This window comes from Rariglobus hedericola (assembly GCF_007559335.1).
In the GTDB taxonomy this organism is placed as follows: domain Bacteria; phylum Verrucomicrobiota; class Verrucomicrobiia; order Opitutales; family Opitutaceae; genus Rariglobus; species Rariglobus hedericola.
This window is the reverse complement of record NZ_VMBG01000001.1, coordinates 688,223-714,099: the sequence shown is the minus strand read 5'-3', so window position 1 is coordinate 714,099 and position 25,877 is coordinate 688,223. Positions and strand designations below refer to the sequence as shown.

The 25,877-nt window shown below is 59.4% G+C and carries 23 protein-coding genes and 1 tRNA gene; 10 read left to right on the top strand and 14 right to left on the bottom strand.

Annotation, left to right across the window (positions count from 1 at the left end; translation table 11 throughout):
• The first annotated feature begins 51 nt into the window (after positions 1–51).
• A complete protein-coding gene (locus tag FPL22_RS03305) occupies positions 52–2,049 on the top strand; it encodes a hypothetical protein (protein ID WP_144228686.1) in 1,998 nt (665 codons plus the stop codon).
• Between the two features lie 76 nt (positions 2,050–2,125).
• Here the strand turns inward: FPL22_RS03305 and FPL22_RS03300 are convergent, their stop codons facing one another.
• From FPL22_RS03300 to typA, 13 genes are all read right to left on the bottom strand, one after another.
• On the bottom strand, positions 2,126–2,755 hold the full coding sequence (locus FPL22_RS03300; protein ID WP_144228685.1) for a hypothetical protein: 630 nt from the start codon (positions 2,753–2,755) through the stop codon (positions 2,126–2,128).
• Between the two features lie 15 nt (positions 2,756–2,770).
• The gene (locus FPL22_RS03295; protein ID WP_144228684.1) at positions 2,771–3,286 is read right to left on the bottom strand and encodes a hypothetical protein; all 516 of its coding nucleotides are present in this window, start codon (positions 3,284–3,286) and stop codon (positions 2,771–2,773) included.
• A 200-nt stretch (positions 3,287–3,486) separates the two neighbouring features.
• A complete protein-coding gene (locus tag FPL22_RS03290; protein WP_144228683.1) occupies positions 3,487–4,227 on the bottom strand; it encodes a hypothetical protein in 741 nt (246 codons plus the stop codon).
• 291 nt (positions 4,228–4,518) lie between these two features.
• Positions 4,519–4,595, bottom strand: a tRNA-Pro gene (locus FPL22_RS03285).
• Positions 4,596–4,810: 215 nt separating this feature from the next.
• Positions 4,811–5,314 (bottom strand): hypothetical protein, encoded by a 504-nt coding sequence (locus FPL22_RS03280; RefSeq protein WP_144228682.1) that lies wholly within the window; start codon positions 5,312–5,314, stop codon positions 4,811–4,813.
• 76 nt (positions 5,315–5,390) lie between these two features.
• A complete protein-coding gene (locus FPL22_RS03275) occupies positions 5,391–5,924 on the bottom strand; it encodes a hypothetical protein (protein ID WP_144228681.1) in 534 nt (177 codons plus the stop codon).
• Positions 5,925–5,939: 15 nt separating this feature from the next.
• Positions 5,940–7,295: a tetratricopeptide repeat protein gene (locus FPL22_RS03270; protein WP_144228680.1), complete on the bottom strand. Its 1,356-nt coding sequence runs from the start codon at positions 7,293–7,295 to the stop codon at positions 5,940–5,942.
• Positions 7,296–7,297: 2 nt separating this feature from the next.
• Positions 7,298–7,972 (bottom strand): energy transducer TonB, encoded by a 675-nt coding sequence (locus FPL22_RS03265; protein ID WP_144228679.1) that lies wholly within the window; start codon positions 7,970–7,972, stop codon positions 7,298–7,300.
• Positions 7,973–7,980: 8 nt separating this feature from the next.
• Positions 7,981–8,412, bottom strand: a complete 432-nt coding sequence (locus FPL22_RS03260; protein ID WP_144228678.1) for an ExbD/TolR family protein — start codon at positions 8,410–8,412, stop codon at positions 7,981–7,983.
• 20 nt (positions 8,413–8,432) lie between these two features.
• A complete protein-coding gene (locus FPL22_RS03255; RefSeq protein ID WP_144230252.1) occupies positions 8,433–8,855 on the bottom strand; it encodes an ExbD/TolR family protein in 423 nt (140 codons plus the stop codon).
• Between the two features lie 5 nt (positions 8,856–8,860).
• On the bottom strand, positions 8,861–9,574 hold the full coding sequence (locus FPL22_RS03250) for a MotA/TolQ/ExbB proton channel family protein (RefSeq protein WP_144228677.1): 714 nt from the start codon (positions 9,572–9,574) through the stop codon (positions 8,861–8,863).
• A 77-nt stretch (positions 9,575–9,651) separates the two neighbouring features.
• Positions 9,652–11,496, bottom strand: coding sequence for an ABC transporter ATP-binding protein/permease (locus FPL22_RS03245; RefSeq protein ID WP_144228676.1), 1,845 nt, complete (start codon positions 11,494–11,496; stop codon positions 9,652–9,654).
• Between the two features lie 129 nt (positions 11,497–11,625).
• The gene (gene typA / locus FPL22_RS03240; RefSeq protein WP_144228675.1) at positions 11,626–13,443 is read right to left on the bottom strand and encodes a translational GTPase TypA; all 1,818 of its coding nucleotides are present in this window, start codon (positions 13,441–13,443) and stop codon (positions 11,626–11,628) included.
• Between the two features lie 187 nt (positions 13,444–13,630).
• Here typA and FPL22_RS03235 point away from each other — a divergent pair, with 187 nt between their 5' ends.
• On the top strand, positions 13,631–14,743 hold the full coding sequence (locus FPL22_RS03235) for an alpha/beta hydrolase (protein ID WP_203235108.1): 1,113 nt from the start codon (positions 13,631–13,633) through the stop codon (positions 14,741–14,743).
• 48 nt (positions 14,744–14,791) lie between these two features.
• On the opposite strand, the gene FPL22_RS17925 is transcribed toward FPL22_RS03235, so the two are convergent.
• Complete coding sequence (locus tag FPL22_RS17925) at positions 14,792–16,519, bottom strand: ABC transporter ATP-binding protein (protein ID WP_144228674.1); 1,728 nt, start codon at positions 16,517–16,519, stop codon at positions 14,792–14,794.
• Positions 16,520–16,693: 174 nt separating this feature from the next.
• Here FPL22_RS17925 and FPL22_RS03225 point away from each other — a divergent pair, with 174 nt between their 5' ends.
• From FPL22_RS03225 to FPL22_RS03190, 8 genes are all read left to right on the top strand, one after another.
• Positions 16,694–17,956, top strand: a complete 1,263-nt coding sequence (locus FPL22_RS03225) for a lysophospholipid acyltransferase family protein (protein WP_144228673.1) — start codon at positions 16,694–16,696, stop codon at positions 17,954–17,956.
• A gap of 8 nt (positions 17,957–17,964) precedes the next feature.
• Entirely contained in the window at positions 17,965–18,879 is a 915-nt protein-coding gene (locus FPL22_RS03220; RefSeq protein WP_144228672.1) for a mitochondrial fission ELM1 family protein, read from the top strand.
• On the top strand, positions 18,876–19,985 hold the full coding sequence (locus FPL22_RS03215; RefSeq protein ID WP_144228671.1) for a glycosyltransferase family 4 protein: 1,110 nt from the start codon (positions 18,876–18,878) through the stop codon (positions 19,983–19,985). The genes FPL22_RS03220 and FPL22_RS03215 overlap by 4 nt, the downstream gene beginning before the upstream one ends.
• Before the next feature lie 35 nt (positions 19,986–20,020).
• Positions 20,021–21,292, top strand: coding sequence for a nucleotide sugar dehydrogenase (locus tag FPL22_RS03210; protein WP_144228670.1), 1,272 nt, complete (start codon positions 20,021–20,023; stop codon positions 21,290–21,292).
• Complete coding sequence (locus FPL22_RS03205) at positions 21,289–22,164, top strand: alpha-1,2-fucosyltransferase (protein WP_162525170.1); 876 nt, start codon at positions 21,289–21,291, stop codon at positions 22,162–22,164. Before FPL22_RS03210 ends, FPL22_RS03205 begins: the two co-directional genes overlap by 4 nt.
• Positions 22,165–22,187: 23 nt before the next feature.
• Positions 22,188–23,732 carry an MBOAT family O-acyltransferase gene (locus FPL22_RS03200; protein WP_144228668.1) on the top strand — a complete coding sequence of 515 codons (1,545 nt, stop codon included), beginning with the start codon at positions 22,188–22,190 and terminating at the stop codon, positions 23,730–23,732.
• Positions 23,732–24,952, top strand: a complete 1,221-nt coding sequence (locus FPL22_RS03195) for a hypothetical protein (protein ID WP_144228667.1) — start codon at positions 23,732–23,734, stop codon at positions 24,950–24,952. The genes FPL22_RS03200 and FPL22_RS03195 overlap by 1 nt, the downstream gene beginning before the upstream one ends.
• Positions 24,953–25,154: 202 nt before the next feature.
• On the top strand, positions 25,155–25,724 hold the full coding sequence (locus FPL22_RS03190) for a sulfotransferase family 2 domain-containing protein (RefSeq protein ID WP_238991300.1): 570 nt from the start codon (positions 25,155–25,157) through the stop codon (positions 25,722–25,724).
• Positions 25,725–25,877: the final 153 nt, after the last annotated feature.

Sequence of the window (25,877 nt, the reverse complement as noted above, 5' to 3'; positions counted from 1 at the left end):
GTAGATCTCGCCGCCGAGTTGGATCGGCGTGCAGCGGACTCCGGCGCATCCATGGAACTGTATCCCGTGATTGAATCAACAGTGCGGACCTTGATTCGTGCTTCGGAGGCGCAACTTTCAGTGTATGCTGTCTCGACTGAATCCGGCTGGATGATTCGCAGCTGGGGTTTTTCGATTCCAGCCAAAGCCGTGTGTGCTGCCGGTGCAGCCGACGAAGTTGAACCTCAAGAAACGGCCGCTGCTACCAAGGAGGATGTTAAATACTTGGAGCACCCACCGAAGCTGCGTCACCGGCGACGGTGGGTCGCGCTAATGGTGACTTGTGTAGTTTTGATCGGTGGCGCGGCGATGCTTTTTTTACGTAGTGAAAATAATGATACGCGGGCTACCATAAAACCGCCCTCAGCTAGGGAAACCGCGTCAATAGTTCCGGATCGCGACCAAGTGGCGGAGGAAAATGGTCCGGTTGCCACGATCCGTGCGACGGCCATGAAAGATCAGCCGCCCTCCGTGGCCTCGAGGATAAACCCAACCGCATCCCTTAAGGGTTTATCACGCACTTTCACTGGGAGCGTCGTGTCAGGAGCAGGGTTTTCTTCTGCATCGGCACCCTTGGCGCAAAGTGAGTCGGCGTTCGGTGAGTTATCCGCAGATAGTGCAGCCCCGGTTGGCGGCTCCGCACCCGAGCGAGCCATTCCGGTGGCCGGCCGCGATGATGGACGGGAGACCGCAACTCATGGAGCGCCCCCGCCTGGCGCGGCTACGGATGTGCCGCGACACAGGCCCGATGCGACGCTCATCGCGGCTTCGAACAAGCATGCGCAACCGCCCAGCGCCACTCTTCACGGCAACACGGATACCCGTTCACCGATCATTCCCTTTCCATCAGCCTTGGCTGGGGCTGCGCCTTTCCCTGCTCCGACTTTTCAGGAAGTGATAGGGTTGCAGGCAAAACCCGCGACACCTCCATCGCCATCACCATCGTTAAAAAAGCCCAAAGCTAATTCGCAGGTTTCTCCAGTGGTGCGCAACGCAACGCCGAATGCCGGAGTTGCTCCGGATCAACCCGCGTCGGATTTGACTGCGAATTCTGCGTCTGCGCTTCTGCCAGTTGAAGCACAGACGTCCGATGATGCGACCAATCAGTTATACGCTACCAACTCCGAGCGCTCGCGCCCTGCCAAGCTTAAGTCGCCCGTATCGAATAAGGGTGCGCCTGACCAATTCTCGGATGAAACCAGCACGCCGAACATGGGAGTGGTGAACTTAGCGAATGAGTCGTTTGATGAGCCTGCGAAAACACCGGTCGAGCCGGCGGCCTTGCTGCTTACACGCGGGCAACGCATCAACGATCAGGCCCCGGATGGCTCGTTTCATGAGACGATGAGACTGGGCGATTGGAAGGTGGTCCGCGTGCGTGATGTGGTGCTCGCCACCTGGCCGGCTGTGCAAGGCAGCCGACGGACGTTGCGCGCCGCGCGTGAGCAAGCATGGGCGCAGATGGAGGCGGCGGTGCCCGCATCGTTTCGCGAACCACGCGTGCGCATGGGATGGAGCTTACGCTTGAGCCCATCGGCGTTAATAGCCGGCCCGCCGGTATGGCGTGATGCGGCGAGCGGTCAGCCGCTGAACGATACCGTCATCAATAATGATGTAATTCGCCTGGGTTTGGGTGGTCCATCCGTGGAAAAGGATGCACGCCTCATCGGGACCGACGGACGTGAGATCGCCCGTCTGATTGTTTCGGAGCGGAACCGAATTTTCGATATCACCACGACCACGGAGGTGCGCTCATCTGCGCCTTGGTTTTCGGTAGCGATTGAGCCGGCCGATAAACGGTCGGGCTCTTTTGCTTGGAAGAGCCTGCGTCCCGATACGTGGTCCGATCGGTCTTGGGCTCACGGGCGCGAAGGCCGAAATCTTGAAGTGAGCTGTTATCCCGCAGTCGCGCGTTTAGTGTATCCGATCAGGGGGGCATTGGGCGTCGTTGATCCGACGAGTGGCTGGGCCTTGTCTTGCGCGATCACGCTGCAGTCTGCGGAAAAATAATCGGCTCAACTCCTGCGTCGCGTGATTAACGCGGGGTGCAATACCGATTGTTCAGTCGGTAGGTGGGCTCGGGTTCTTATGAGGCTGGTTTCGCGGTGAAGATCATTTCCAGCGTTTCTGTGAGCAACGACCAGTCTTCCTCGATTTCGGTGATCTCGCCTTTTTGCTCCAAGCGGGTTTCAACGGTGCTGTAGATTTTACGCGAGATCAGGTGGCCGATAAAACCACCGATCGCGGAGCCAAAGCCGAAGGCGAGGGTGACCAGATAAAAGCCCAAGTGGCCGCCGAACAAAACGAGCAGGATGGCCAAGGCTCCTCCCACGATGATCCCACCGGTCACGCGAAGCGTCCACTCGATCACGTCGTTGGCCTTGTCGGTGTTGTCCAAGGTTTCGTTGCGGCGGGCCGCAGTGGTCGTGAACGTATAAAACTTGCGAGGCGGATGCTCCTTGTAGGAGGTGTTGATTCCGAACACCGCGCTCACGCTGAGAATCGCGCTGCCCTTGCGGATCGTGAACTCACGATCGGTATCATGCTTCTGTTCGCAGGATAGGGTGTAGCCGTTTTTGCCGTTGAAGACATTCGCCAGGTAATAGGCGATTTGCTCCTGGTAGAATGAGGTGTGAGCCAAGGCGGTCTCCTTCGAGTCATCACCAAAGTGAACGTTGCGCGTGAATTTGCGTTCCGTGATGGAGTCGAGGGACATGGGAAGCGGATGTGATTACGACACCGACGGGCGCGGCAGCTCGTTAAGAAAAGCCTCCTTCTCCTCGGTTGATTCGAAGGCGCTCAATGGAATCACGAATAATCCACGGTTGCCGAAAGACAGTTCGAGTCGCTTGGAATCTTCGGTGACGTCGCCGAGATCGGAGAGCTGGAATGAATGAGTGGCGCCGGAGGTGGTGCTGTTCAGTTTGTTGTCGACGATTTCAATTTCCGTGGTGCGCGGCCATGAACCGGGGGTCTGGGTGGCGATGTATTTTATGACGCGCCCGCGCACGGTGCTTTTATAGGTCAGCATGAAAAGTCCTGCGCCCCAAGCGCTGGCGGCGAGGCAGATCACGGCGATGTTTACGTTCTCTTTTGAGTTAAAACCCAAGAAGGCAAATACGGCAAAGACCGTAGCGCACACGACGGCCCCCTTCCACCGGTTGGATGCATAAGCCGGCCCCCGCTGAAAAAGACGGACGGACGGTTCGGCGAAATCGGCCAGGGTGGCTTCGTAGGTGAGGGTCATGGGGGAATTAGAAGTAGCGAGTGGTGAGTAGCGGGTATCGAGTAGGCAAAGCCGACAATGCGATCGCAGATGGAGAATTATTCGACGGGGGCTTGGGGCTGGGGGCGGAGTTCTTGGAGTTTTTGGGTGTCGGTATCGGCCGGCGGTGGGATTGCCGAGTTTCCGACTTAAGGACGCGAGTGGGCTACGACGGAATGATTTTACAGCTGCTTGCTCCAATCCACCGGCGGGATAGGCGAATCGGGTAAAAGTCGCACGGCATCATCGAGACCACCGAGCATAGTTTGCTGGACGAATACAGCGGCCAACCCTGGCGCTCCTGCCGCCGACATGGTTTTGGGCATGGTCGCATTTGCAGGTTCAGGATCGTCGAAAGTCAGCGGTGGACCGGGCGGCATAGGCAGATTGTTCGCTGCGGCAAGGGAGCGCTCGGCGATGCGAGCCGCCGCAGCGTGAAGCAGCCGACTCTTGGCCATACCGAGGGTTTCGGTGCCGATGAGCTTGTTGCCGGTATAATAGGCGGCGTAAAAACGTTCGCTTGCGAGGATGTGGGAACCGTCGGCCGTGCACCAATCGATGATGGCTAGGTTGGCGCCTCCGTTATTGGTGAAGGTAAGTGCGAAATGTTGAACGATGATGTGCACGGATGCACTGGCGGGATTTCCACTGGGAATGCTTCGCCGCACACTTTCACGCAGGGTGATTAAATCCGATTCGTCGAATTTGCCTAAGTTGTAAGCTCCGATCGCTTTGTTTACACCGGCACCGGCGCGGGCGCTAACAGCGCCAATTTGCACAGAACGCGACAGGGTTGCGCCTGAGATTGCCGGGTTGAGTGCGACTTTTTTCGCACTGGTCCCTCCTGTGATACCGCATCCCGTGAAAAGGAACAGTGATACGGGGACAATGAAGAGGTTCAGAAGGCTGCGTATCGAGCTCATGGGTTTAAATTTGTGATGTCACAGGACGTTTGCGGCTAGCTGAAAGCTCTTGGGCAGGCGCAAAAAAAGCACCCAGGCCGGCTGCTGTGAACAGGTATTTGGTGCGGTCACATGGGGCCGGGCCGATGATTTTTAGCATGCATCCGAATCCGACCAAACTGGCGGCTTTTAGGGGCAAACAGGGTAACACTTTGACGCTGCGTGTCATTTTCGTGCGTCCCTTTAAAGTCTAGCAAGTGACTCTGCCAGTCTCGTTTCGTCCGTTCTGGTCTCCTCTTGAGGAAAAGAAAATGGTCGGGACGGAGAGATTCGAACTCTCGACCTCTACAACCCGAATGTAGCGCTCTACCAGGCTAAGCTACGTCCCGACGACTCATTTTCGTCCGCTGTTTCCAGTGGAGCGCGAAGGCAAGCGGGCGCGTTTTGGGTCTGCAAACAAAATCTGTTCGCGTAGCAAACGGAGTTTTTCGCCCAGAGGACGCGGAGGAGGACGGACTACCGACGGATTGCAGAGGGCCGAGGACAGACTACCGACGGATTAGGGCGGCGGACTACAGAAGGGCGCGTGCGCGGCTGGGTTAAGTCACTTTGCCAACGTGGTGTTGCCGGCTTGGCGGGCAACCATCTCGGTGAGGCGTTGGATTTCTAGCTCGGCGTTGCGCTTGGCGATGCGGGCCAGCTCCACGTCTTTGGCGAGGGCGAAGTTTTCAGTGTTCAATGCGGTGCGGCGGGCACGCAGGTCGGCGAGTTGTTTCTCGAGCTCGACGGAGTCGTTCATGAGTTCGGCGACCTTGGCGTTGTAGCGCGCGGTGTCGGTGGCAATGCGGCGGCTTTCTTCTTCGTAACGGGCAAGCTTTTCGGTGGCTTTCTTTTCTTCCTCAACGCGGCGCTCGGCGGCGCGTTTTTCGGCGTCAATGCGGGCGAGGCGTTCGGCTTCGGCTTTTTTGGCGGCTTCGACTTTTTCAGCCTCGGCGGCGACGGCGGCTTTTTCGGCGGAGCGGCGGGCGTCGACTTGGGTGTGCTGCCAATAGATGCCTCCGAAGAGGGCGAGGAGGACGACGGGGACGATCAGGTAAAGACGGTTCATGGCGTGGCTGGCGAAGTAGCGAGTGGTGAGTAGCGGGTAGCGAGTAGTTCGGAGCCGGAGTAGAACAAAGCGTGGATCAGGACTTGGCTTTAGCGGCCTCGGCGGCGGCTTTTACGCGGGCGGCTTCAGCGGCGGCGATTTGATTGATGACGCGGGTGAGCGCGGCGGCATTGGCGCGGGACTCGGGAACGAAGGCCTTCAGAAACGTCTGCTCGGAGAGCGCGGCGTCGCGGTCGATCTGAAGGCGGTTGACGGCTTCCTGTTCGGTGGAGAGTTCGCGTTTGAGACGCTGGATCTGGCGGGTGAGACGTTCTTGCTCGCGGAAGGCGAGGTCGCGCGCTTCGAGTGCGACTGCGCGGGCTTCGCGTTCGGCGGCTTCACGGGCTTCACGCTCCAGACGCTCTTTTTTGCGTTGTTCATTGAAGACGAGCGCTTCGGCGATGGCCTTTTCACGCGCGGCTCGCTCGGTGGCGGCCTTGGCTTCATGCGCGGCTTTGAGCTCGATGCGTCGGGCTTCATCGCGTTCGGCGAAGCCGCTGCGCGACCACGTGTAGGCGCCGATAAAAAGGACGAGCGCGACAATCGGAGCGGTGAAGTAAATTTTGTTCATGGGCGGAGAGAAGGATCAGGATTTCGAGGTGGCGGAGACACGCGTGCGCAGCGCGTCGTCGATGGCTTTTTTGAGACGGACTAGGTCGTCTTTTTTCACGTCATCGAAGTTCGCCGCTTCACCGGCTTTGGCCGCGGCATCGGCGTAATCCTGGAGTTCGAACGCGGTATAGGCCAGGAAGAGACGCGTCTGGCCGGGCTTGTCCAAGTGACCTTTTTTGACGGCGAATCCGAGGTGTCGGCGGGCGTCGGCTACGCGAGTGCGACCGTAAAGAAGCTGGGCGAGGGAAAACTCGAGCTGTCCGTCCTCAGGCAGGCGGACGACGGCTTTTTCGAGTGCGGCGATGGCTTCGGTTTCGCGTTGGGATTGCTGATAGGAATTGGCGAGGAGTTCCCAATTGCGGCGGGTGTTTTCCAGCGTGCCGTCGGACAGGCCTTTTTCGAGCAACGCGATGGCGGGATCAAACTGGCGCAGGCCGAGATAGAGGGCGACGACGTTGAAGTTTTCCTTGGGCGAGACGAGGAATCCGCGGGCTTGCGCGCGTTCGAGGGTGAGGAGCGCGCGGAGGTTATAGCGGTCGGCCTCGCGCTCGTTTTTGGCGGCACCGGCGAGGGCGAGATAGGTCGCGGAAAGCTGCTGCCAGTAGCTGGAGTTCGCCGGGTTTTGTTCGACGAGGAGTTCGAGGATGTCGGTGGACTCGAGGTGTTTTTCGCTTTGTTGAAGCGTAGCGAGAATGAGCACGTAAAGCGACGCAGGCGGCTTGAGCTGGAGCGGGAGACCGGCCTCGGCGGCAGCGCGAGACGAGGCGAGCAGGGTGGAATCGATCTTTTCAGGAACGAGCGTGGACTGCTGGTAATAGAGCGAGGCGGCGAAGAGCTGGCCGGCTGGCGTGGGGTTCGGGGTGCGGGCCTGCCAGCGATTCAGGTATGTCGCGGCGCTGGCGAGCATCTTGCGCTGCACGGCCAAATCCTTGGATTCGGAGGCTTGCTGTTGGTAGAGCTGGGCGAGGAGAAACAGTGTGTCGGTCTGCGCGGCGGCGCTCAAATAGCCCGGGCGTTCAGCGAGCCGGAGGACCTCTTCAAACGGGCTGATAGAGTCCGCGTATTTGCCCTGGCTGAGGAGGATCTGGGCTTTGACCTGCGAGAGCAGAATGCGGTCGTAGCTGTCGGCCGGGGCAACGCCGAGCAGTCGATCGATACTGACGAGCGCGGTGGCATACGACTGCGCTTCGGTGAGCTCGCGGAGTTTGCCGAACTCGGCGGAGAGGGCTTCGGAAATCTGGGGTGTGGCCGGCGTCTGTGCGCGCATCGAAGCCGGGGCGACGAGCACCAGCAAGGCGGCAAAGATGAGCGTGTAGCGAGGGGAGGCCATGATCAGTTGCCCGAGATATTAAAGGTGATCGTGAGTTGCACGTTGCGGGTGCTGACGTTGGTGCCGTTTTTGCGACCGGGTTTGAACTTGGCGCGGCTGACGGCGCGCAAGGCCTCGGGCTCAAACTCACGATTGGTGGAGCTGATCACATAGGCGTTTCGCACGCTGCCCTCGGAGTCGACGATGAAGCCGACGGACACTTCGCCGTTGATGCCGGCCCGGCTCATCTCGTGTGGATACACCGGACGGATGGGCGTGCGTGGAGCCGGAAGCTGATCCAGAGAGGCAAGATCGAAGATGTTTTTGAAACCGTCGCCCGTGCCGGTGCCAATACCGGTGCCGGGGCGGCCGTGCATCAAGGTGATGGTGGCGGGACGGCTGATGCCGGGTGGAGGTGGTGGCTGGATCTGCTGCGTGAACGTAGAGGCGGTGGGCGCGGGCGTATCGGCCTGCATGGGCGGCACCAAATCGGATAGATCACCGCCGCCTTCGCTGGACGGCTCGGGCATGTCGAGGGTCTCGGGCTCGAGCGGAGGCAGCGGCGCGAGTTCGACGACGGGGATGCTATCGTCTACCGGAGCGGGCGCGGGTTTGCCCTTCAAAAAATCGCCGCCGAGCGCGAGGCCACCGTGAATGAGCAGCGCCACAATCAGGCCAATAATGAGATCGCGTTTCATGGCGGGGTTCAGCGGCCGGTGGCGCGGAAGGCGGTTTCGATGGAGACGGTGATGCCAGCCTTGCGAACCTCGTCGAGTGCAAGAACGGCATCGCCGTAACGGGCTTTGTCGTCACCGGAAACGAGGACGCGCGGCGCGGGGACGGTTGCTTTGTAGTCGAGCAAGCGGCGCGGAATCTCGGTCGAGGAAATGAGTTCCCGGTTCCAATACGCGGTGCCGGGCTCGGAGATTTGCAGAACAACCAGATCGTCCTCAGTGATCGGACGGGCCGCGGGCGTGGCTTGCGGAAGATCCACGGGGACGGATTGGATTTTATCCAGCGAGAGAGTGAAGAGGACGAACGTGGCCAGCAGGAAGAAGATCACGTCGATGAGCGGAATGATCTCGATGCGCGCTTTTTTGGCGCCGCCTGCAGATTGTCCTCCAAATGAGCCAGACATGGTGAAGAGGTGCCTGCCGCTTAAGAGCCGGCGGGACGAATGCGGGTTTCGATGAGAATTCTGGAGATGCCGGCCTTGCGGACCTCGTCGATCACGTAGCGCGCCTGGGAGAACGAGGCCTTTTCATCACCGTTGATCAGAATGCGGGGTTCGGGGGTGGTTTGTTTGTAGGCCTGCAGGCGGGCGATGAAGTCGTCGAGCGTCACGCGCTGCTTATCCCAGGCGATCGTGCCGTCGACCGACAACGTGAGCGTGACTGCGCCTTCCGAGACGCGCGCCTGACTGGTCTCGGTGGCGGGCAAGGCAACCGTCAGACCACCGGACTTATCAAGCGACAACGTGAAGAGGACGAACGTAGCCAGCAGGAAGAAGATCACGTCGATGAGGGGAATGATCTCGATACGAGCCCGCTTGGGCGCGGCGGCAAACTGTCCTGGGAGCATACCGCTCATGCGCGGGGCGAAGGAGCGGCGGGCGCGCGGATTGAGGCGATGGTGGCCGGGCAGTCGTTGCACGCATCGGCCTTCTTGATGATGACCTCGAGGGCGTTGGATGCATCCGAGATATCGTGCTTGGCGGCCTCGATGCGTGCACTGAGGACGTTGTAAGGGAACAGGCCGAGAATCGCGATAACGAGACCACAGGCGGTGGCGATAAGGGCTTCGCCGACGCCGCCGGTAATCGCGCCTGTGCTGGCACTGAGATCGCCACCACCGCTAAGAACGCTGAACGTGGCCATCATGCCCGTGACGGTGCCGAGCAAACCGAGCAACGGGGCGGCGGTGATGCACGTGTCGAGCCACGCCATGCCTTGCTGAAAACGGGCGAGCTCGCGGTTGGCGGCGCGCATGAAGGCGTTGGGCAGGGAGTGCTCTTTGTGCGTGAGGGCGTAAACGAGGATGCGGGCGACATAATCGCTGCTCTTGGCGCCGAGGGCCACGGCGCTGGCGGTGTCACGGGTTTCGACGTATTCGAGCATCTTTTCGACTACCTCGGGCTCACGGCTGGAGCTCTCGCGAAAAAGAAAAATCGTGCGTTCCACGACGACGGTGATCGCCAGAAAGGAGACGATCAAAATGGGCCACATAATCGGACCACCGTGGGTGAAGAGCTCCATCGGAGTTTGTCCCATCAGAAACGCGAAGAAGAGAGAGGTTGGCATAGTCTAAAGGTTCAATGGATGGCTATTGAGACTCCGTATCAAGTTCAAAGTGGTAAAACCCTGCATGCCGTGGGAGCCTACCAGTTTGCCATGGCGTTGTTCACTTCAGTGAGGTGATGCGTGCCATCTTCGTGGGTCAAAATGCTGAAATGTCGCGCATGGACTGCACGCAAGGTGCTTCGGTGGGCGATGGTTAGATAAGATACGTTCGGGAGCGTGGCTCGCAGGCTCATGTAAAACGCGTGCTCGGCGGCTTCATCCATGGCCGAGGTGGCTTCGTCAAGGAAGAGCCAGTCCGGCTTGAGGAGAAAGATGCGGGCAAGGGCGACACGCTGTTGTTCACCGCCGGAAAGACGTTGGGACCAGTGCGCGTCCTCATCGATGCGGGCGGCGAGCGAAGGGACTTGGGCTAAGGCGAGGGCGGTGCGGACGGCTTCGTCGGTGAACTTTTCCGGCGGTTCCGGATAGCACACGGCGGCCCGGAGCGTGCCGATCGGCAGGTAGGGGCGCTGCGGCATCACCATGCAGCGAAAGGGCGCGGGCAGGTGGACGAAACCTTGTTCGTAGGGCCAAAGGCCGGCGAGGGCGCGGAGGAGCGTGCTCTTGCCGCAACCGGACGGGCCGGTGATGAGCACCGAGTCGCCAGGGGTAAGCGTAAAGTTGACCGGAGCGAGCAAGGGCTTGCCGTCGGGGCGGAAGAGGGCGAGGTCGCTGACGACCAGTTGGGTCCCGCGCTCGCCGGAAGAGTAGATACGACTCTGGGTGGCACGCAGTTCCTGGGCGTGTTCGATGCCGCGCACGAAACCATCGAGACGTTCGGTGACCGCCCACCAGCCGGCGATGGTCTCATAGCTGTTGATGAAAACATTGAGACAACTTTGCACGCGGCCGAAGGCGCCCGTGAGCTGCGTGAGCTGGCCGAGCGAAATGGTGCCGGCGAAAAAACGTGGTGCGGAGAGCAGCAGCGGGACGGAGTCGGAGAGACGGAAATAGACGGCCTTAAATGCGTTTAAGTGAACCTGCTTGATGAGCCGCGCGTTGAAGTTGCCCACGATGCGGGCGAAGTGCGCGCCTAGCGTCCGACGCTCGGCGGATTCACCTTCGATGAGTGCGGTGCTCTCGCTGTTTTCGCGCAAACGGATGAGACCAAAGCGGAAGTCGGCCTCGAGTTTTTCCTGTTCGTAGGCGAGGCCGATGATCGGACGTCCGACTTTGTTTACGAGCCAGCTGCCGAGCCAGGAGTAGAGAAAACAAAACCAAACGAGATGCCCGGGAATCGACGTGATGAACGCCATGCTTGTTTCGTAGGCGCTCCACAGCGTGAGATAAGCGGGCTGAAGCCACATGAACTTATCGGGAAGATTCACGGGCGGCTGTTGGCCGAGCGGAGTGGGCGGTCCCTCGGAGAGGGTCCACAGGATGACCACGAAAGCGATGAAGCCGATCAGTGCCGAGAGCAGCTGCATCAACAGGTCGAGCGACGTGAAGACGAAGCTGCGGATATCTTCGCTGATGCGTTGGTCGGGATTGTCGCCGTGAGCCGAGTCGAGTTGTCCGAGGTAATGCGCGCGATCACCCAGCCACTGATCGAGAAAACGTGCCGTCATCCAGCGGCGCCAGCGGATCTTCAGCGAAGAAAATAGGTAGTCCTCCGCCAGCCAGAACGTGATCGATAAAAAAATGAGTGCGATCATCACGCCACCGAGGTGGACGAAATAACCGTAATCACCACGCTGGACGGTATCGAAGAACGAGCGGTTCCAATACGAGAGACGGATGCCGATCCAGTTTTGCGCGATGGTGAGCGTGATGACGGCCGACAGCAAAACCCACGCGGACTTCTTCTCCTCTGAAACCCAGAACGGCCGGGCGAGAGTCCAGAACGTTTTAAGCCTGGAGAAAAAAGTGGGGGGCACGGCCATGAGCGAAAATATTAGCCTGAAAACAACAACACTAGAGCGAAGCTGCGGGAATATACGGCACAAAAAAGCCGCCGGTTGAATCCGGCGGCTTTGAAAGCCTGATGACTCGCTGTAAACAGCGGGCGCAGGTTACTTGCCCGACTTCTTGGCCTTGAGGCGCTCGCCCGTGTTGAGGATGCGCTTGCGGAGGCGGAGGTTCTTCGGCGTGACCTCGAGGAGCTCGTCCGAAGCGATGTATTCGAGCGCGCGCTCGAGGGACATCTTGGCGGCGGGGATGAGGCCGGTGGCGACACCCGAACCCTGCGAACGGAAGTTCGTGAGGGCCTTTTCGCGGACGGCGTTACAGGAGATATCTTCGTTACGAGGATTCTCGCCGACGATCATGCCTTCGAACACTTGCTCGCCGGGTCCGATGAACAGCTTGCCGCGTTCCTGCACCATCAAGAGGGCGTAGGTCGTGGTTTCGCCGGCTTCGGTCGCGGTGATGACGCCGGTCATACGGGTGAGCACTTCACCGGCATACGGGCCATATTCCTTGAACAAGTGGCTCGTGATACCGCGGCCGGAGGTGGCGTTGATCACGTCGATTTCCAGGCCGATGAGGCCGCGGGTCGTGATGGTGGCCTCGATCATGGTGGTGGCGGTGAGCTTTTCCATGTTGGTCAGCTGACCCTTGCGGTTGGCAAGGTTCTGCATGATGGAACCGACGCACTCATCCGGAACTTCGACCCAGACGGTCTCGTAAGGCTCATGGCGGGCGCCATCGACGATCTTTTCGATCACCGTGGGGCGGGAGACGAGCATTTCGAAGCCTTCGCGGCGCATGGTCTCGACGAGGACGGCGACCTGCATGGTGCCGCGGGCCTTGACGTTGAACACGCCGGCGCGCTCGGCGTCGTCGATGTAGATGGAGACGTTGGTCTTCAGCTCGCGCATCAGACGCTCACGAATCTGGCGGGAGGTGACGAGCTTGCCTTCCTGACCGACGAGCGGGCCGTCGTTAACGGAGAACTGCATCTCCAGCGTGGGCGGATCGATCTGGGTGAAGGGAAGAGCGTGGCCGTCTTCACGGACATCGAGGGTGTCGCCGATGTCGACGTCTTCGAAGCCGGCGAGACCGACGATGTTACCTGCGTGGGCCTGTTCGACTTCGCGCTGACCGAGACCGGTGAACTCGAAAATCTTGGTGACCTTGGTGCGGACCTTCTTGCCGGGTTCGTTGTGGCGGATGACGAACATCGGGTCGCCAACCTTGATGACGCCGCCGAGGATCTTGCCGACAGCGATACGGCCGACGTAGTCGGACCAGTCGATGTTGGAGACCAGCATGTGGAACGGCTCTTCGGGCTTGGCGAACGGAGGCGGGACGTGATCGATGATCGTCTGGAAGAGAGGGGTCATGTCCTTCTTCTCATCGCCGAGTTTATACATCATGTAACCATCGCGGCCGGAGCCGTAAACGACGGGAGCATCGAACTGCTCTTCGGTGGCTTCGAGTTCCATGAGGAGCTCGAGGACCTTGTCATACATCTTGACCGGGTCGGCGTTGGGACGGTCGATCTTGTTGATGACGATGACGACCTTGAGGCCGTGGGCGAGCGCCTTGCGGAGCACGAAACGGGTCTGAGCCTGGGGACCGTCGTAGGAATCGATGACGAGGAGAACGCCGTCCACCATGCGGAGGGCGCGCTCAACTTCGCCGCCGAAGTCGGCGTGGCCGGGCGTGTCGAGAATGTTGACGATTTTACCCTGCCAGTGAACAGAGGTGTTCTTGGCCTTGATCGTGATGCCCTTTTCTTTTTCGAGGTCCATGGAGTCCATGGCGCGGACCTCAACGGCCTGATTGGCGCGATAGACGCCGCCCTCTTTGAGGAGCTGGTCAACGAGCGTGGTTTTGCCATGGTCGACGTGTGCGATGATGGCGATATTGCGGATGTTCTGGTTCATAGGCGCGTAAGGCGTTCGGTCTTGAAAAAAGGAAGAACGTGCGGTGCGGCTTGACGCTTGGCAAGGCCTAAGGAAGGCGCGTTGCACAAACGTCGCGCAGGCCGGCCTCTAAGCGGCTGGTTCAGCCTTGTGTCCTGGCGAGGATAGCGAGGTCGCAAAATCGAAAAGCTTGATTCACCTTGTCCGCATGAGGTCCCCTTGCGCAGTAGCCAGTTACTTGAGCTTGGGGCTTGTCTCGGCCCTCATCGTCGTTGAATCGGCGCGGGCCGAACCCCCTTTTGTTTATGAACGGGTGCAGACTGTTGTTCTCACCGGACCGCAAAACCCGTCCACTGACATGCAGGTCGTGCTGGATCAGTATGCACGCTTGGTGCCTCAACCCATCGCCACGCTGACTACCGCCGAAGCCCGTCGTCAGCCCACCTTGGCCGATGCGGTTAACGCCGTGCTGAAAACGCGCGGCAAACGCGGAGGCTCCGAACCCGTTGCGCAAATCGCCGATCGCGCCATCGCCGGCCCCGCGGGCGAAATCAGATTACGTGTTTATACACCTACAGCTGATGGCACCGGCCCGATGCCGGTGATCATTTATTTTCACGGAGGCGGTTTCGTCATCGGCAGCGTGGATTCTTATGACGCGAGCGCCCGGGCGCTCACCAACGCCGCCAAGGCGATCGTCATTTCCGCGCATTACCGCCAGGGGCCGGAAAACAAGTTCCCCGCCGCGACGGAGGACGCGTTCGCCGCCTATCAATGGACGCTCGCCCATGCCGCCGAAATCAACGGAGATCCGCGTCGCATTGCCGTGGCGGGTGAAGGCGCGGGCGGAAATCTGGCCGCGGGAGTCTGCATCCGCGCTCGCGATTCCAACGTGCCCGTGCCGCTCCACCAGTTGCTGATTTATCCCCTGCTGGACTCACGGACGGACACGCCGTCTTATTCCGAAAACACCAACGTGATCCCGTTCGGGCGGCCGTTGATCGATTGGTATTTGGACCATTCCGTCTCTCCGGCGGATCGCATTAATCCACGGTTCGCACTCCTGCGCGCAGCGAGTTTCGACGACCTGCCGCCGGCGACCATTATTACCGCGCAGATCGATCCGCTTCGATCCGAGGGAGAAACCTATGCGCGGAAACTTAGGGAAGCGCGCGTTGATGTGGCCCATCGTAATTACGAGGGAGTCGTCCACGATTTCTTCGGGTTGGGCGCCGTGGTGCCGCAAGCGAGGAGCGCGGTCGTCTTTGCCGGAGGCCGCTTGCAGCAGGCGTTCAAGGATGCGGCGCCGATTGGCCGTTGAATGAAGTGAACAGCCTTCAACTGTGCGAACACGGCAGCTGTTCGTCGCTTATCGTTCGATGCGTGGAATCGCGCTGAGCAACGTGCGGGTATACTCGTGTTGCGGGTTCTCCATGACTTCCAGAGCAGGGCCGAGCTCGACGATTTTGCCGTGATACATGACGGCGATCCGATCCGAGATGTGTTTCACCACGGACAAATCGTGGGAAATAAAAATGAGCGTGAGGTTCAGGCGACGGACGAGATCGGCGAGCAGATTCAAAATCTGTGCCTGAATGGATACATCGAGCGCGGACACCGGTTCGTCGGCGATGATCACCTTGGGATCGAGCGCCAGTGCGCGGGCGATGGCGATACGTTGGCGTTGGCCGCCGGAAAACTCATGCGGATATTTCTGCATGTCGCGCGGAGGCAGGCCGACTTGGCGCATGAGTTCGACGACACGCGCGGTGACGTCGGCGGGCTTGCACACCGCATGGGCCAGCAGGGGTTCGGCCAGTGCGGCAAAGATGGTCATGCGCGGATTGAGCGAGGCAAACGGATCTTGGAAAACCATCTGCAAATCACGGCGCACGGCGGAGAAATCGGCGGCCGATCCGGCCGTGAGGTTTTTGCCCTCAAGGATGACGGCGCCCGAGGTGGGAGGCACCAATTGCATGATGGTGCGGCCCAGCGTTGATTTGCCCGAGCCGGATTCACCGACGAGACCGATGACCTCGCCGCGTTTCACGTTCAAACTGACGCCATCAACGGCACGCACGACGGGCGACGCTTTGCCGAAAAAGCCCGAGGCCCGTCCGGGGAAATAGGTGGAGACATCCTTCACTTCCAAAATGGTGTCCGACTGGTCGATCGGCGCACGGGCTTGCGCGGTGATGGCGGAGGTTTCCTCGGGCGGAAATTCAAAGCGCGCGAGCAGTTCGGTTTCCGAAATCGGCTTCGAAAGATCGGGCGGCAAACCGGGAATGGTGAAGAGCGGACGGCCCTTTTCCTGAAGAGCGGGCACGCAGCGTTGCAGGGCTTTGGTGTAAGGATGCTGCGGGTTGCGGAAAAGCGTGCGGGTGTCCGCTGTTTCCATGATGCGCCCCGCATACATGACCTGCACGCGGTCACAGAGTCCGGAGACGACGCCGAGATCGTGCGTGACGAAGATGACGGCCATGCCGAACTCTCGCTGAAGTTTTTTGATGAGCGCGAGGATCTGCGCCTGCACGGTGACATCGAGCGCGGTGGTGGGCTCGTCGGCTATGAGGATGTCGGGCCGCGTGATCAATGCCATGGCGATCATCACGCGTTGGCGCATGCCGCCTGAGAACTCGTGTGGATAATTGTGCATGCGCTTGGCCGCATCGGTGATCCCCACGGCTTCCAGCATGGCGAGAGCGCGGGCGAGTGCGTCCTTGCGGGAGATTTTTTCGTGGATGAGTAACGGCTCGATGATCTGCTCGGACACCCGCATGAACGGATTCAGCGACGTCATCGGATCCTGAAAAATCATCGAGATGCGTTTGCCGCGGATCGCGCGCGCCTCCTTCGGCGAACAATGCAGCAAGTCGACGCCATCAAACATCGCGGTGCCGCCCTCAATGCGCCCGGGAGGCTGGGGCACGAGGCCCATCAGCGAGTAGCACGTGACGGACTTGCCGGAGCCGGATTCGCCTACGATCCCGAGGATTTCGCCGCGCTCGAGCTGGAAGCTCACTCCATCCACCGCACGATAAACGCCGCTGCGGGTATGGAAGTAAGTGCGAAGGTCGGAAACCGTCAGGATCGGCATGGGGGAAATGGGGCGCAAAAGCGGGGCGAACTGCAAGCATTGTGAGGCGCGAATTACGGCTGTTCTGGGAGCTTGCGGCGGATAGACCGGACGGACACCGTGCGAGGTTTTAATCATGCCGGTCCGCCGTTTTTTCATTTATCAACCCCTGTCGGAAGCCGGGCTTTTGCGCGCATGAGCAACCCGTCTCCCTCATTCGCCCGCCGGTGCAAGTGGAGGCTTGAATGGCTGGTTTACCTGGCGCTGGAAACAATCACCGGTCTGTTCACGGCGCGACGGGCGGCGTTGCTGGGGGCGCGTCTCGGAGCGGTGGCGGGACGGCTCTCCAAGCGCCACCGTCGCACGGTGAATCGCAACCTGCGCATCGCGTTTGCCGGCGAAAAATCACGCGACGAAATCACGGCGTTGGCGGATGAAGTATTCCGGCGTTCGGGAGCCAATCTCATCGCTTCACTGCGCACCGCCACCTTGAGCGAAGCTCGGTTGAACAAGGCGGTGGACAACGAAAACCCCGAGGTGATGCATGCGGCCATGGCTGCCGGACGAGGCGTGGTGGTGCTGCTCGCGCACATGGGCAACTGGGAGGCGTTGGCGCAAAAATTCCCCCAAATCCTGCCTCCCGGCAAAGCGGCGACCATGTATCGTCCGCTCAACAATCCGGTGATGGATGCGCGCGTCGTCGCGACCCGCAAGCGAACGGGCCTGGTGCCTTTCGCCAAAGGCGTGAACCCGATGATGCTCGCATCTTATCTGCGCGACGGCGGCTGTCTCGGCATCATTAGTGATCAACGCGCCATCGGTATCGGTGAAACGGTGCCGTTCTTCGGTCGCATGACAGTGTGCACTCCGCTGCCGGCGATTCTCGCGCGGCGCACCGGTGCGCAAGTGGTGGCGATGTCGGTCAAAACCACCGTTCCCGGTAAATGGTCGATCAAGCTTCACAAACTCGAAGGCGAACCGACCACGGCGAATTGCATGCGCTTGCTCGAGGTCGTCATGCGCGAGAGTCCGGCGGATGTGTTTTGGCTGCAGGACCGGTGGAAAGTCAGCCGCCACCAACCGCAATTCGTTCCCGGAAAAACTCCGCGTGGTTCTACCGGCGAACAGTTGATCGCTCCCAAAAAACGCCGATGCCTCGTGTGGTTGGATAGGGATGCTGCGCCGGTTCCGGCATTGTTATCGATCGAACCCGACGACCTCGCGTTTGAATACTGCGTGCCGGCAGGCACGGCGCGCCCTACTTGGATTGCGCCCGACGCGTTGGTGCACACACGCCCTGAAAATTCGGGTAAACCTACTGAAGCCTGGACTGAATGCCTGCGCGAAATTGATGCGTCCGCCGCGCTGCCGTTGGATTTCGTTTATGCTCCGAATTTCGGCAAAGAGTTGGGGAAAGCGGGGCGCGAAGCCGGTGTAGTCGTGACCACGCAACCGTGAACACAGACATGAATCCGCGCGCACTTACCTCAATTCGCATTCTCTCCGACGGACGTCCCGGCCATGAGAATCAAAGCGCCGGACTCGCCGAAGCACTGCGTCGCCGCACGGGAGCGAACGTCGAGCTTGTGCGCTTTCCGGTAGGTGCCGGCTTCTGGACTAAACGTAAGCTGGCGTGTGCACACCCAACGAGCGGCGATGCGCCCCAACTGGTGATCGGAACGGGACACGGCACCCACTTTTCATTGCTGGCGGCGGCACGGAGATTTGGAGCCAAATCTGTCGTGATCATGCGTCCGTCGCTGCCGTCCTGGCTGTTCGATCTGTGTTTGGTTCCCCGCCATGATCTTGCGAAGCCTGCCGATCACGGTCGCGTCGTGACCACCCGAGGTGCGCTCAATCGAATCTCCGAAGATGCACCGTTGAAAACCAACACCGGCGTCATCTTGATCGGCGGGCCGTCCAAGCATCATGGTTGGAACGGCGATCCATTGCCTCAGGCGATTGAGGAGATTGTGCGCTCCCGTCCCGACCTCGCGTGGACCGTGGGCGATTCACGCCGCACGCCCGAAAATTTCATTACTCAAATCGCCACGCCCGGCGTGACGCGAGTGCCGCACCAGCAAACGCAACCGGGCTGGCTGCCGGCGACTCTTAGCGCGGCTCGCGAAGTGTGGGTGACCGAAGACAGTGTCTCGATGATCTTCGAAGCCCTGACTGCGGGCGCACGCGTGGGCGTCTTGCCACTGCCCGTGAAAAACCCGGCGGCTCGCACGGTAAAGGCAGTCAACGATCTGCTCGCGGATGGCTACGTGCGGACGCTGGACGCATGGCGCAAAGCTCCCGAAGCCTGGGGGGCGGCTCCCGCATTGCACGAAACGGCCCGCTGCGCCGACCTGATTATCAACCGATTTTTCCGATGAAGGTTTTGCAGATTTTACCCGAGTTAAACGCCGGTGGTGTCGAGCGCGGCACGCTGGAAATCGCACGCGCACTCATCGCCGAAGGACATGAGGCCGTCGTGGTTTCAAACGGCGGACGTCTGGTGACAGAGTTGGAGAAAATAGGAGCGAAACACGTGACGTTGCCCGTTCATCGCAAAAGCCTCGGATCGCTTTTTCAGGTGCGTGCGCTGCGCCGCGTGTTCGAGCAGGAACGGCCGGACATCGTGCACATCCGCTCACGCGTGCCGGGCTGGATCGCTTGGCTGGCCTGGCGCAAAATGGATCCGCTGAAACGCCCGCACCTCGTGTCGACCGTTCACGGATTTTACTCCGTTAACGCCTACTCGGCGATCATGGTGAAGGGCGAGCGGGTGATCGCGGTGTCGGAAAGCATTCGCGACTACATCCTCAAGAATTATCCGCAGGTGCCGGCTGATGTTATTCGCGTCGTGCCTCGCGGCGTGACGCTTGAACAGTATCCGCGCGGATTTACGCCCGCTGCGGAATGGCTGGCGAGCTGGCAGGCCGCCCAACCGCAGTGTGCGGGCAAAGCAGTGCTGCTCATCCCGGGTCGAATCACCCGGCTCAAGGGCCACGAGGATTTTTTCCAACTACTCGCCGGGCTCAAAAAAGCCGGCATCGCGGTGCATGGATTGGTGGTGGGCGATACCCACCCTAAAAAACGCGCTTATCTGGCGGAGTTGCGCGCGCGCTCTGCGGAGCTGGGAGTGGGCGAGGATGTGAGTTTTCTAGGTCACCGATCGGATGTGCGGGAGATCATGGCGGTCAGTGACATCGTGTATTCGCTATCTCAGCAGCCGGAGTCGTTCGGCCGCGTGACGTTGGAAACACTCGCACTGGGCCGCGCGTTCATCGGTTACGATCATGGCGGAGTGGGGGAGCAATTGCGGCCGTTTTTTCCGGCTGGTTGCGTGCGACTGGGCGATCAGGCGGGCTTGCTGGCGGCGACGCAACGGGTGTTGCGCGAGCGGCCCGTGCCGGGCGTGGTGGGCGAACCTTATACGCTCAAATGCATGTGCGAGTCGTCTTTGGCCGTTTACAAGGAACTCGTAACCAAGCCTTGAAGCCCGGCCCGCGGTTCGCTCCGATAGTCCCTTCAATGAAATCCCTTGCGATCGTCGGCCTCGGTTACGTGGGCCTGCCCTTATCCCTGCAATTCTCCCGTTCGGGCTGCCGTGTGCTGGGCCTTGATATCGACTCGAAGAAAACCGATGCGATCAACGCCGGCCGCAGCTACATCAAGCACATCACGCCGGCGGCGGTCGCCGAGCAACGTGCTGCGGGACGCCTGGAGGCGTCGGTGGATTTTTCGCGGGCGAAGGAAGTCGAAGCGATCATCCTGTGCGTGCCCACGCCGTTGAACGCGTTTCGCGAGCCTGACTTGAGCTATGTGCTCAACACCGGCCGCGCGCTGGCACCGCACTTGAGCAAAGGCGTGTTGGTCGTGCTCGAATCGACGACCTATCCCGGCACGACCGATGGTGAGTTGCGCGCGGTGCTCGAAGAAGGCTCGGGCTTGAAAGCCGGTGTGGATTTCCATCTGGCGTTTTCGCCGGAGCGCGAAGATCCGGGCAATCCCGACAGCAAGGTTGCCAGCATTCCGAAGGTCGTCGGCGGCCTCACACCGGCGTGTCTCGACAAGGCGCTGGCGCTTTACGGCATCGCCATCCAGAAGCTCGTGCCGGTCAGCTCGTGCCGCGTGGCCGAGGCGACCAAGCTCCTCGAAAATATTTTCCGCTCCGTGAACATCGCCTTGGTGAACGAACTTAAGGTCGTATACGCGGCGATGGGCATCGACATCTGGGAAGTAATCGAAGCGGCCAAGACCAAGCCGTTTGGCTACATGCCGTTTTATCCGGGCCCAGGACTCGGTGGACACTGCATTCCGATTGATCCGTTTTACCTGACTTGGAAGGCCCGTGAGTTTGGCCAGCACACGCGTTTCATCGAACTCGCCGGCGAGATCAACACCGCCATGCCGGACTACGTGGTGAAGATCGCCTTCGAAGCGCTCAACAACGACGGCAAGGCGGTTAAAAACGCCCGCGTGCTCATCCTCGGCCTCGCCTACAAGGCCAACGTCGACGACGACCGCGAGTCCCCCAGCTACAAACTCATCGAGAAGTTCGAGGCACTCGGCGCCAAGGTCGCGTATCATGATCCGTTCGTGCCGGTGATTCCGCTCACGCGTGAACACGCCATCTATGCCGGCCGTAAATCGATCACCGAGATCACGCCCGATTACGATTTGATCGTGCTCTCGACCGGACACGAAGCCTACAAGGAGTTCGATTTCACCGCGTATCCGATGCCCGTAATCGATACGCGCAACTGCCTGCGCCGCCGCCCCGCGAAGTATCACAAGGCGTGAGCGAACAGCCCGACAAGCAGCCGGCGGTCATCGCCATCGTCAAGGGAGGCTTGGGCAACCAGCTTTTCATCTATGCGACGGCGCGGGCACTGGCCCTGCGCACCGGACGCAAGCTGTATTTGGATACTGTTCGCGGCTACACGGCGGATGGCTTTGGTCGTTCGTATAGGCTGGACCGGTTCCCGATTGCCGCGGAACCCATGCCGGAATCCTGGCGGGTCGCACCCACGCTCAAGCATCCACGACACAAACTCATCCGCGCGTTCAACAAGCTGCTGCCGCGCAACCAACGCAGTTACCTGGCCGAGCGCCGCACACAATCAGCGGATCAGCTCACAACCCTGAATTCGCAGCGTGCGCGGGTGACTTTGTTGGGTTACTGGCAGGACGAAGCCTATTTCACCGATCAATCTTCAACCATACGTCGGGAGCTGACGCCGCCGGAACCGGGTGATGCCCGTAATCATGAACTCGGTGCGGAGATGACTCAGGGCGAATCCGTTTTTCTTCACGTGCGTCGTGTGCGTTATACGCCGTTGCTGGAGGCATCCTATTATCAGACGGCCATTGATGCCGTGCGCAAAGAGCGGGGCGATGTGCCATTCTATCTGTTTGGCGACGATCAGGCCTGGCCTGTGAAGGCGCTGAATTTTGGCGGTAGCACAGTGCGCACGGTTAGTCACAACACGGAAGATGAGCTGGCCGACCTCTGGTTGATGACCCGTTGCAAGCATGCCATTACCGCCAACAGCAGCTTCAGCTGGTGGGGAGCGTGGTTGCGATCCCCTGACATCGGCCACGTTTTTGCGCCTGAACCCAGCACAGTCATACCGCTTTTTCCCGCCAGGCACTGGCGTATTATCCCGACATAAAAGGACCGGCCGATTCGCGACATATGTTGTTCAACTCCTATGTTTTTCTGCTCCTGTTTTTACCGCTCACCCTGGCGGTGTATGTCACGCTGGGCCGGTTACGCTGGCGATGGGCGATGGGCTGGCTGGTTTTGGTGAGTCTGGGATTTTATGCATGGTGGTCGCCCGATCCGTCCGAAGCGTGGACGCCGTTTTATTTGATCCTGATTCTGGCGTCATGCGCGGGAAATTTTTGGTGCGGGCGAAGTATTGCACATACGAGCTCCCCGCGCCGCAGGTTTGCACTCCTCTCCCTGGGAGTAGGGGCAAACCTCGCTTTGCTCGCGTATTATAAATATCTGGGGCTTTTTGCTACGTTGCTCAATGGAGCCACCGGGTGGCCGCACGAAATACCCCACTTGGTGCTGCCACTCGCGGTGTCATTTTTCACGTTTTTGCAGGTGGCTTATCTGGTCGATGCACATCGCGGAATAACGAAAGACTACAACTTCAACGACTACCTGTTATTCGTTACGTTCTTCCCTCACTTGATCGCTGGTCCTCTTGTCCATCACACGGAACTGATGCCGCAGTTCAATGCGCAGGCCGCGAGGCCGGGGCGGCGGCAGTTCGCGGTCGGACTCACGCTGCTGGCAGTCGGATTATTCAAGAAGGTGGTTATCGCCGATTATGTCGCACGCACGGCCACGCCCTTGTTCGACTTTGCAGCGTCGGGTGCCCGACCGCTCCTGTTTGGCGAGGCTTGGGCCGCTGCCCTCGGTTACACGATGCAGATCTATTTTGATTTCTCGGGCTACTCGGACATGGCGATCGGCATAGCGTATTTTTTCGGCATCCGCCTGCCGCTGAACTTCAACTCACCTTACAAGGCGACTTCGATCGTTGATTTCTGGCGACGGTGGCACATCACGCTGTCGCGGTTTTTGCGTGAGTATCTTTATTTTCCTTTGGGCGGAAACCGTCGGGGACCGGCGCGTCGTTACAGCAACCTTCTCGTTACGATGGTTCTGGGCGGACTCTGGCATGGAGCCGGCGTCACGTTTTTCCTGTGGGGATTACTGCACGGGGTTTATTTATGCGTGAATCATGGCTGGGCGGCGATTCGTGAACGGGCGGGATGGGGACCGTTGCCCCGGGGAGTAGCCATCCCTCTGACGTTTCTTGCAGTGGTCATGGCGTGGGTTCCTTTTCGCGCCGGCTCATATGAGTTGAGTGCCAACGGATCCGCTGAGGCGGCTTGGAAAACAACCCATGGCATTTACGCCTCCATGGTTGGATTGAACGGCTGGGAAAGCTGGCCGGCCAAAGGAGCCGAAATCGTGAAAAGCTCCCGCGCCTGGCGCCCATTGATAGCGGCCATGCTGATTGCCTGGTTGCTCCCCAACAGCCAGCGCTGGTTGGGGCGTTATTCCCCGCATTACGGTCCGGCAGTGATCGCACCGACCGAGCGGCGCCGGATGTGGCAATGGCGGCCCACATGGCCATGGATGTTGCTCGTGCTGGGGTTGCTTTACGCGGTCGGCCGTGAGTTTAACAAACTGAGCGAATTCATCTACTTTCAATTCTGATGAAACATCCCATGCGCACTTATGCGGGTTGGTTGGGTGGCGTGATTGCGGGCGCGTTGGTGCTGGCCGCAATCCTGACTTCACTGGTGGATCCCTGGCGGGTTGTGGGCGCGCCTTGGTCCATCAAATCACTCGAGCCTTATCGGGAAATCGGCGACGCGGTTCGCGTTGGCAAAACCGGTATGGTGCGAAGGGGCGCCGAATGGGAGGCGGCTGTTTTCGGCACGTCACACATGGAAATCGGGATCGATCCCCGGCATCCTTCATTTGGCGGCATGCGGACAATTAACCTGGGCATGGCCGGAAGCAGCATCCTGGAAAACGTGGCTCTTTGCCGGTATCTGATGGAGCAGAGCCAGTCGCTCAAACTGGTGATCTTTGGCGTCGATCCAGGCGATATCTGCACCGATTTGGACACGCGAAAAAACACGGACTTCCCGAATTCACGACTCGCCGACACTGGGTTCTCCATCGAGCGCGAGCTCGGCTATGTGTTCGGCGTTCCTGCGGTTGAGGCGTCGTTTGTTTTATTGGGAAATGCTCTTCGCGAAAAAAAGAGTGAACGGGACGAGTTAGGCTTTTGGAATAATTTCTACATCATGCCTGATATCCGGCGGCATGTGACCGGCTACGCGCCCAAACTGTTCAAACATGAGGCGGAGATGTGGGCCGAACGACCGCAGCCGCCCCGTGCGGCCAAGGTCACTACATTGACGGAGTTGATCGTGTCGTTACGTGCACGCGGAGTGCGGGTGCTGGTGGTTTATCCTCCGGCGCATGCGCTGTTGCTGGTGCATCCGTCCGAGAATTTACCGGCAACCATTCCATGGGCGGCCGAACGCCGCGCGTTGACGGCGGTGTGCGTCGAGGCAAATCGTCATCCGTCATCCGGACCACCCGCTGAGTTTTGGGATTTCCTTACACCGATTGCTCCGGCTGACGAATCGCTACCCGTGCTGACGGCCGGCGATCAAAGCATGCCCCGCTGGTTTGACCTGCTGCATTTCAACTCAGAAATCGGCAGCCTCATGGTGAAACGAATGATGGAAGATAACGCTGACCCAGCCGATGTGACTCGATTCGGCGTCCGCGTGGATTCGGACAACCTCGAGGCGCACCTGGCGGCAATTCGCGAAGCGCATCGTCGTTACTGCGAAACCCGCCGCGATGACGTTGCTTGGGCTCGTGAGTTGATGGGGAATTTAAGCGCTCAGCGGTAACCAGACGGACGGGAACCCGTCTTCATTACGTTGGTCCACCAGCCAACTGGTTGAAGGTAAAGGCTATTTCAGCGCGTAACCCTTCGTTGGTATTTTCTGTGCTAGGAGGCTTTCTCCTAGGCTAAATTTAACGTCGGTCCGGTAATCAGCATCCACATTGATATCCAATACTCTAAAATTCATATGCGTCTGTAATATGAGGGTGGCATCGCAATCCCTCAGCCATACGTTGAAGCCTTATTGCGAAACGTTTGATGACAGGCACCACACCGCATATGAGGTGAAAACAGGTAAAATGTTATCCCGGGCCTCAAAGCGGCTGGGCGTGCGTTCGGTAACAAAATCTAAGAAGAAAAATTGGGATGATTACTTCACCTTCGGTTTCGTCAGGCATCCCTACACCCACTTTCTTTCAGTCTATCTTTACTTGAAAAAGCATAAGGTGGTGACGCTCGATTTCGCGTCCTACACTGCACAGCAAAAGGAGACTGGTTACTCATCATTGGCTGACTGGAACTTTAAGGGGCTCTATGATCGCATCAGTGACGCAGATGGAAACATCATCGTGGATTTTGTAGGACGTTTTGAAAACCTGGCCGAGGACTGGTCCTATGTAGCGGCTAAGATCGGACTGCCCGGTTTGCAGTTACATCATATCAATCAAACGGTGGGTTCAGAAATGCGTCTGAGTGACTATTACACACCGGTTGAGCGTAAAATTGTGCAGGATTTATATCGGCAGGATTTTGAGATGCTAGGATATGAAAGTTGATTAATCCCGGATCTGCAGAATGTCTCAGAAGCAAGGCCGATTCGCATTCTGCAAGTAGCAATGATGACCGCCAAGGCCCACCCTGCGAGGCAGGCGCAATGTGTTGAGGTCAAAGTAGTCCAGCTTCGTGCTGGCACTGTCGCCTGAATTTGC

Coding starts and splice junctions, on each gene's coding strand:
- FPL22_RS03305 (WP_144228686.1), top strand. CDS start 52: ATGGAACTGTATCCCGTGATTGAATCAACAGTGCGGACCTTGATTCGT.
- FPL22_RS03300 (WP_144228685.1), bottom strand. CDS start 2,755: ATGTCCCTCGACTCCATCACGGAACGCAAATTCACGCGCAACGTTCAC.
- FPL22_RS03295 (WP_144228684.1), bottom strand. CDS start 3,286: ATGACCCTCACCTACGAAGCCACCCTGGCCGATTTCGCCGAACCGTCC.
- FPL22_RS03290 (WP_144228683.1), bottom strand. CDS start 4,227: ATGAGCTCGATACGCAGCCTTCTGAACCTCTTCATTGTCCCCGTATCA.
- FPL22_RS03280 (WP_144228682.1), bottom strand. CDS start 5,314: ATGAACCGTCTTTACCTGATCGTCCCCGTCGTCCTCCTCGCCCTCTTC.
- FPL22_RS03275 (WP_144228681.1), bottom strand. CDS start 5,924: ATGAACAAAATTTACTTCACCGCTCCGATTGTCGCGCTCGTCCTTTTT.
- FPL22_RS03270 (WP_144228680.1), bottom strand. CDS start 7,295: ATGGCCTCCCCTCGCTACACGCTCATCTTTGCCGCCTTGCTGGTGCTC.
- FPL22_RS03265 (WP_144228679.1), bottom strand. CDS start 7,972: ATGAAACGCGATCTCATTATTGGCCTGATTGTGGCGCTGCTCATTCAC.
- FPL22_RS03260 (WP_144228678.1), bottom strand. CDS start 8,412: ATGTCTGGCTCATTTGGAGGACAATCTGCAGGCGGCGCCAAAAAAGCG.
- FPL22_RS03255 (WP_144230252.1), bottom strand. CDS start 8,855: ATGCTCCCAGGACAGTTTGCCGCCGCGCCCAAGCGGGCTCGTATCGAG.
- FPL22_RS03250 (WP_144228677.1), bottom strand. CDS start 9,574: ATGCCAACCTCTCTCTTCTTCGCGTTTCTGATGGGACAAACTCCGATG.
- FPL22_RS03245 (WP_144228676.1), bottom strand. CDS start 11,496: ATGGCCGTGCCCCCCACTTTTTTCTCCAGGCTTAAAACGTTCTGGACT.
- typA (WP_144228675.1), bottom strand. CDS start 13,443: ATGAACCAGAACATCCGCAATATCGCCATCATCGCACACGTCGACCAT.
- FPL22_RS03235 (WP_203235108.1), top strand. CDS start 13,631: ATGAGGTCCCCTTGCGCAGTAGCCAGTTACTTGAGCTTGGGGCTTGTC.
- FPL22_RS17925 (WP_144228674.1), bottom strand. CDS start 16,519: ATGCCGATCCTGACGGTTTCCGACCTTCGCACTTACTTCCATACCCGC.
- FPL22_RS03225 (WP_144228673.1), top strand. CDS start 16,694: ATGAGCAACCCGTCTCCCTCATTCGCCCGCCGGTGCAAGTGGAGGCTT.
- FPL22_RS03220 (WP_144228672.1), top strand. CDS start 17,965: ATGAATCCGCGCGCACTTACCTCAATTCGCATTCTCTCCGACGGACGT.
- FPL22_RS03215 (WP_144228671.1), top strand. CDS start 18,876: ATGAAGGTTTTGCAGATTTTACCCGAGTTAAACGCCGGTGGTGTCGAG.
- FPL22_RS03210 (WP_144228670.1), top strand. CDS start 20,021: ATGAAATCCCTTGCGATCGTCGGCCTCGGTTACGTGGGCCTGCCCTTA.
- FPL22_RS03200 (WP_144228668.1), top strand. CDS start 22,188: ATGTTGTTCAACTCCTATGTTTTTCTGCTCCTGTTTTTACCGCTCACC.
- FPL22_RS03195 (WP_144228667.1), top strand. CDS start 23,732: ATGAAACATCCCATGCGCACTTATGCGGGTTGGTTGGGTGGCGTGATT.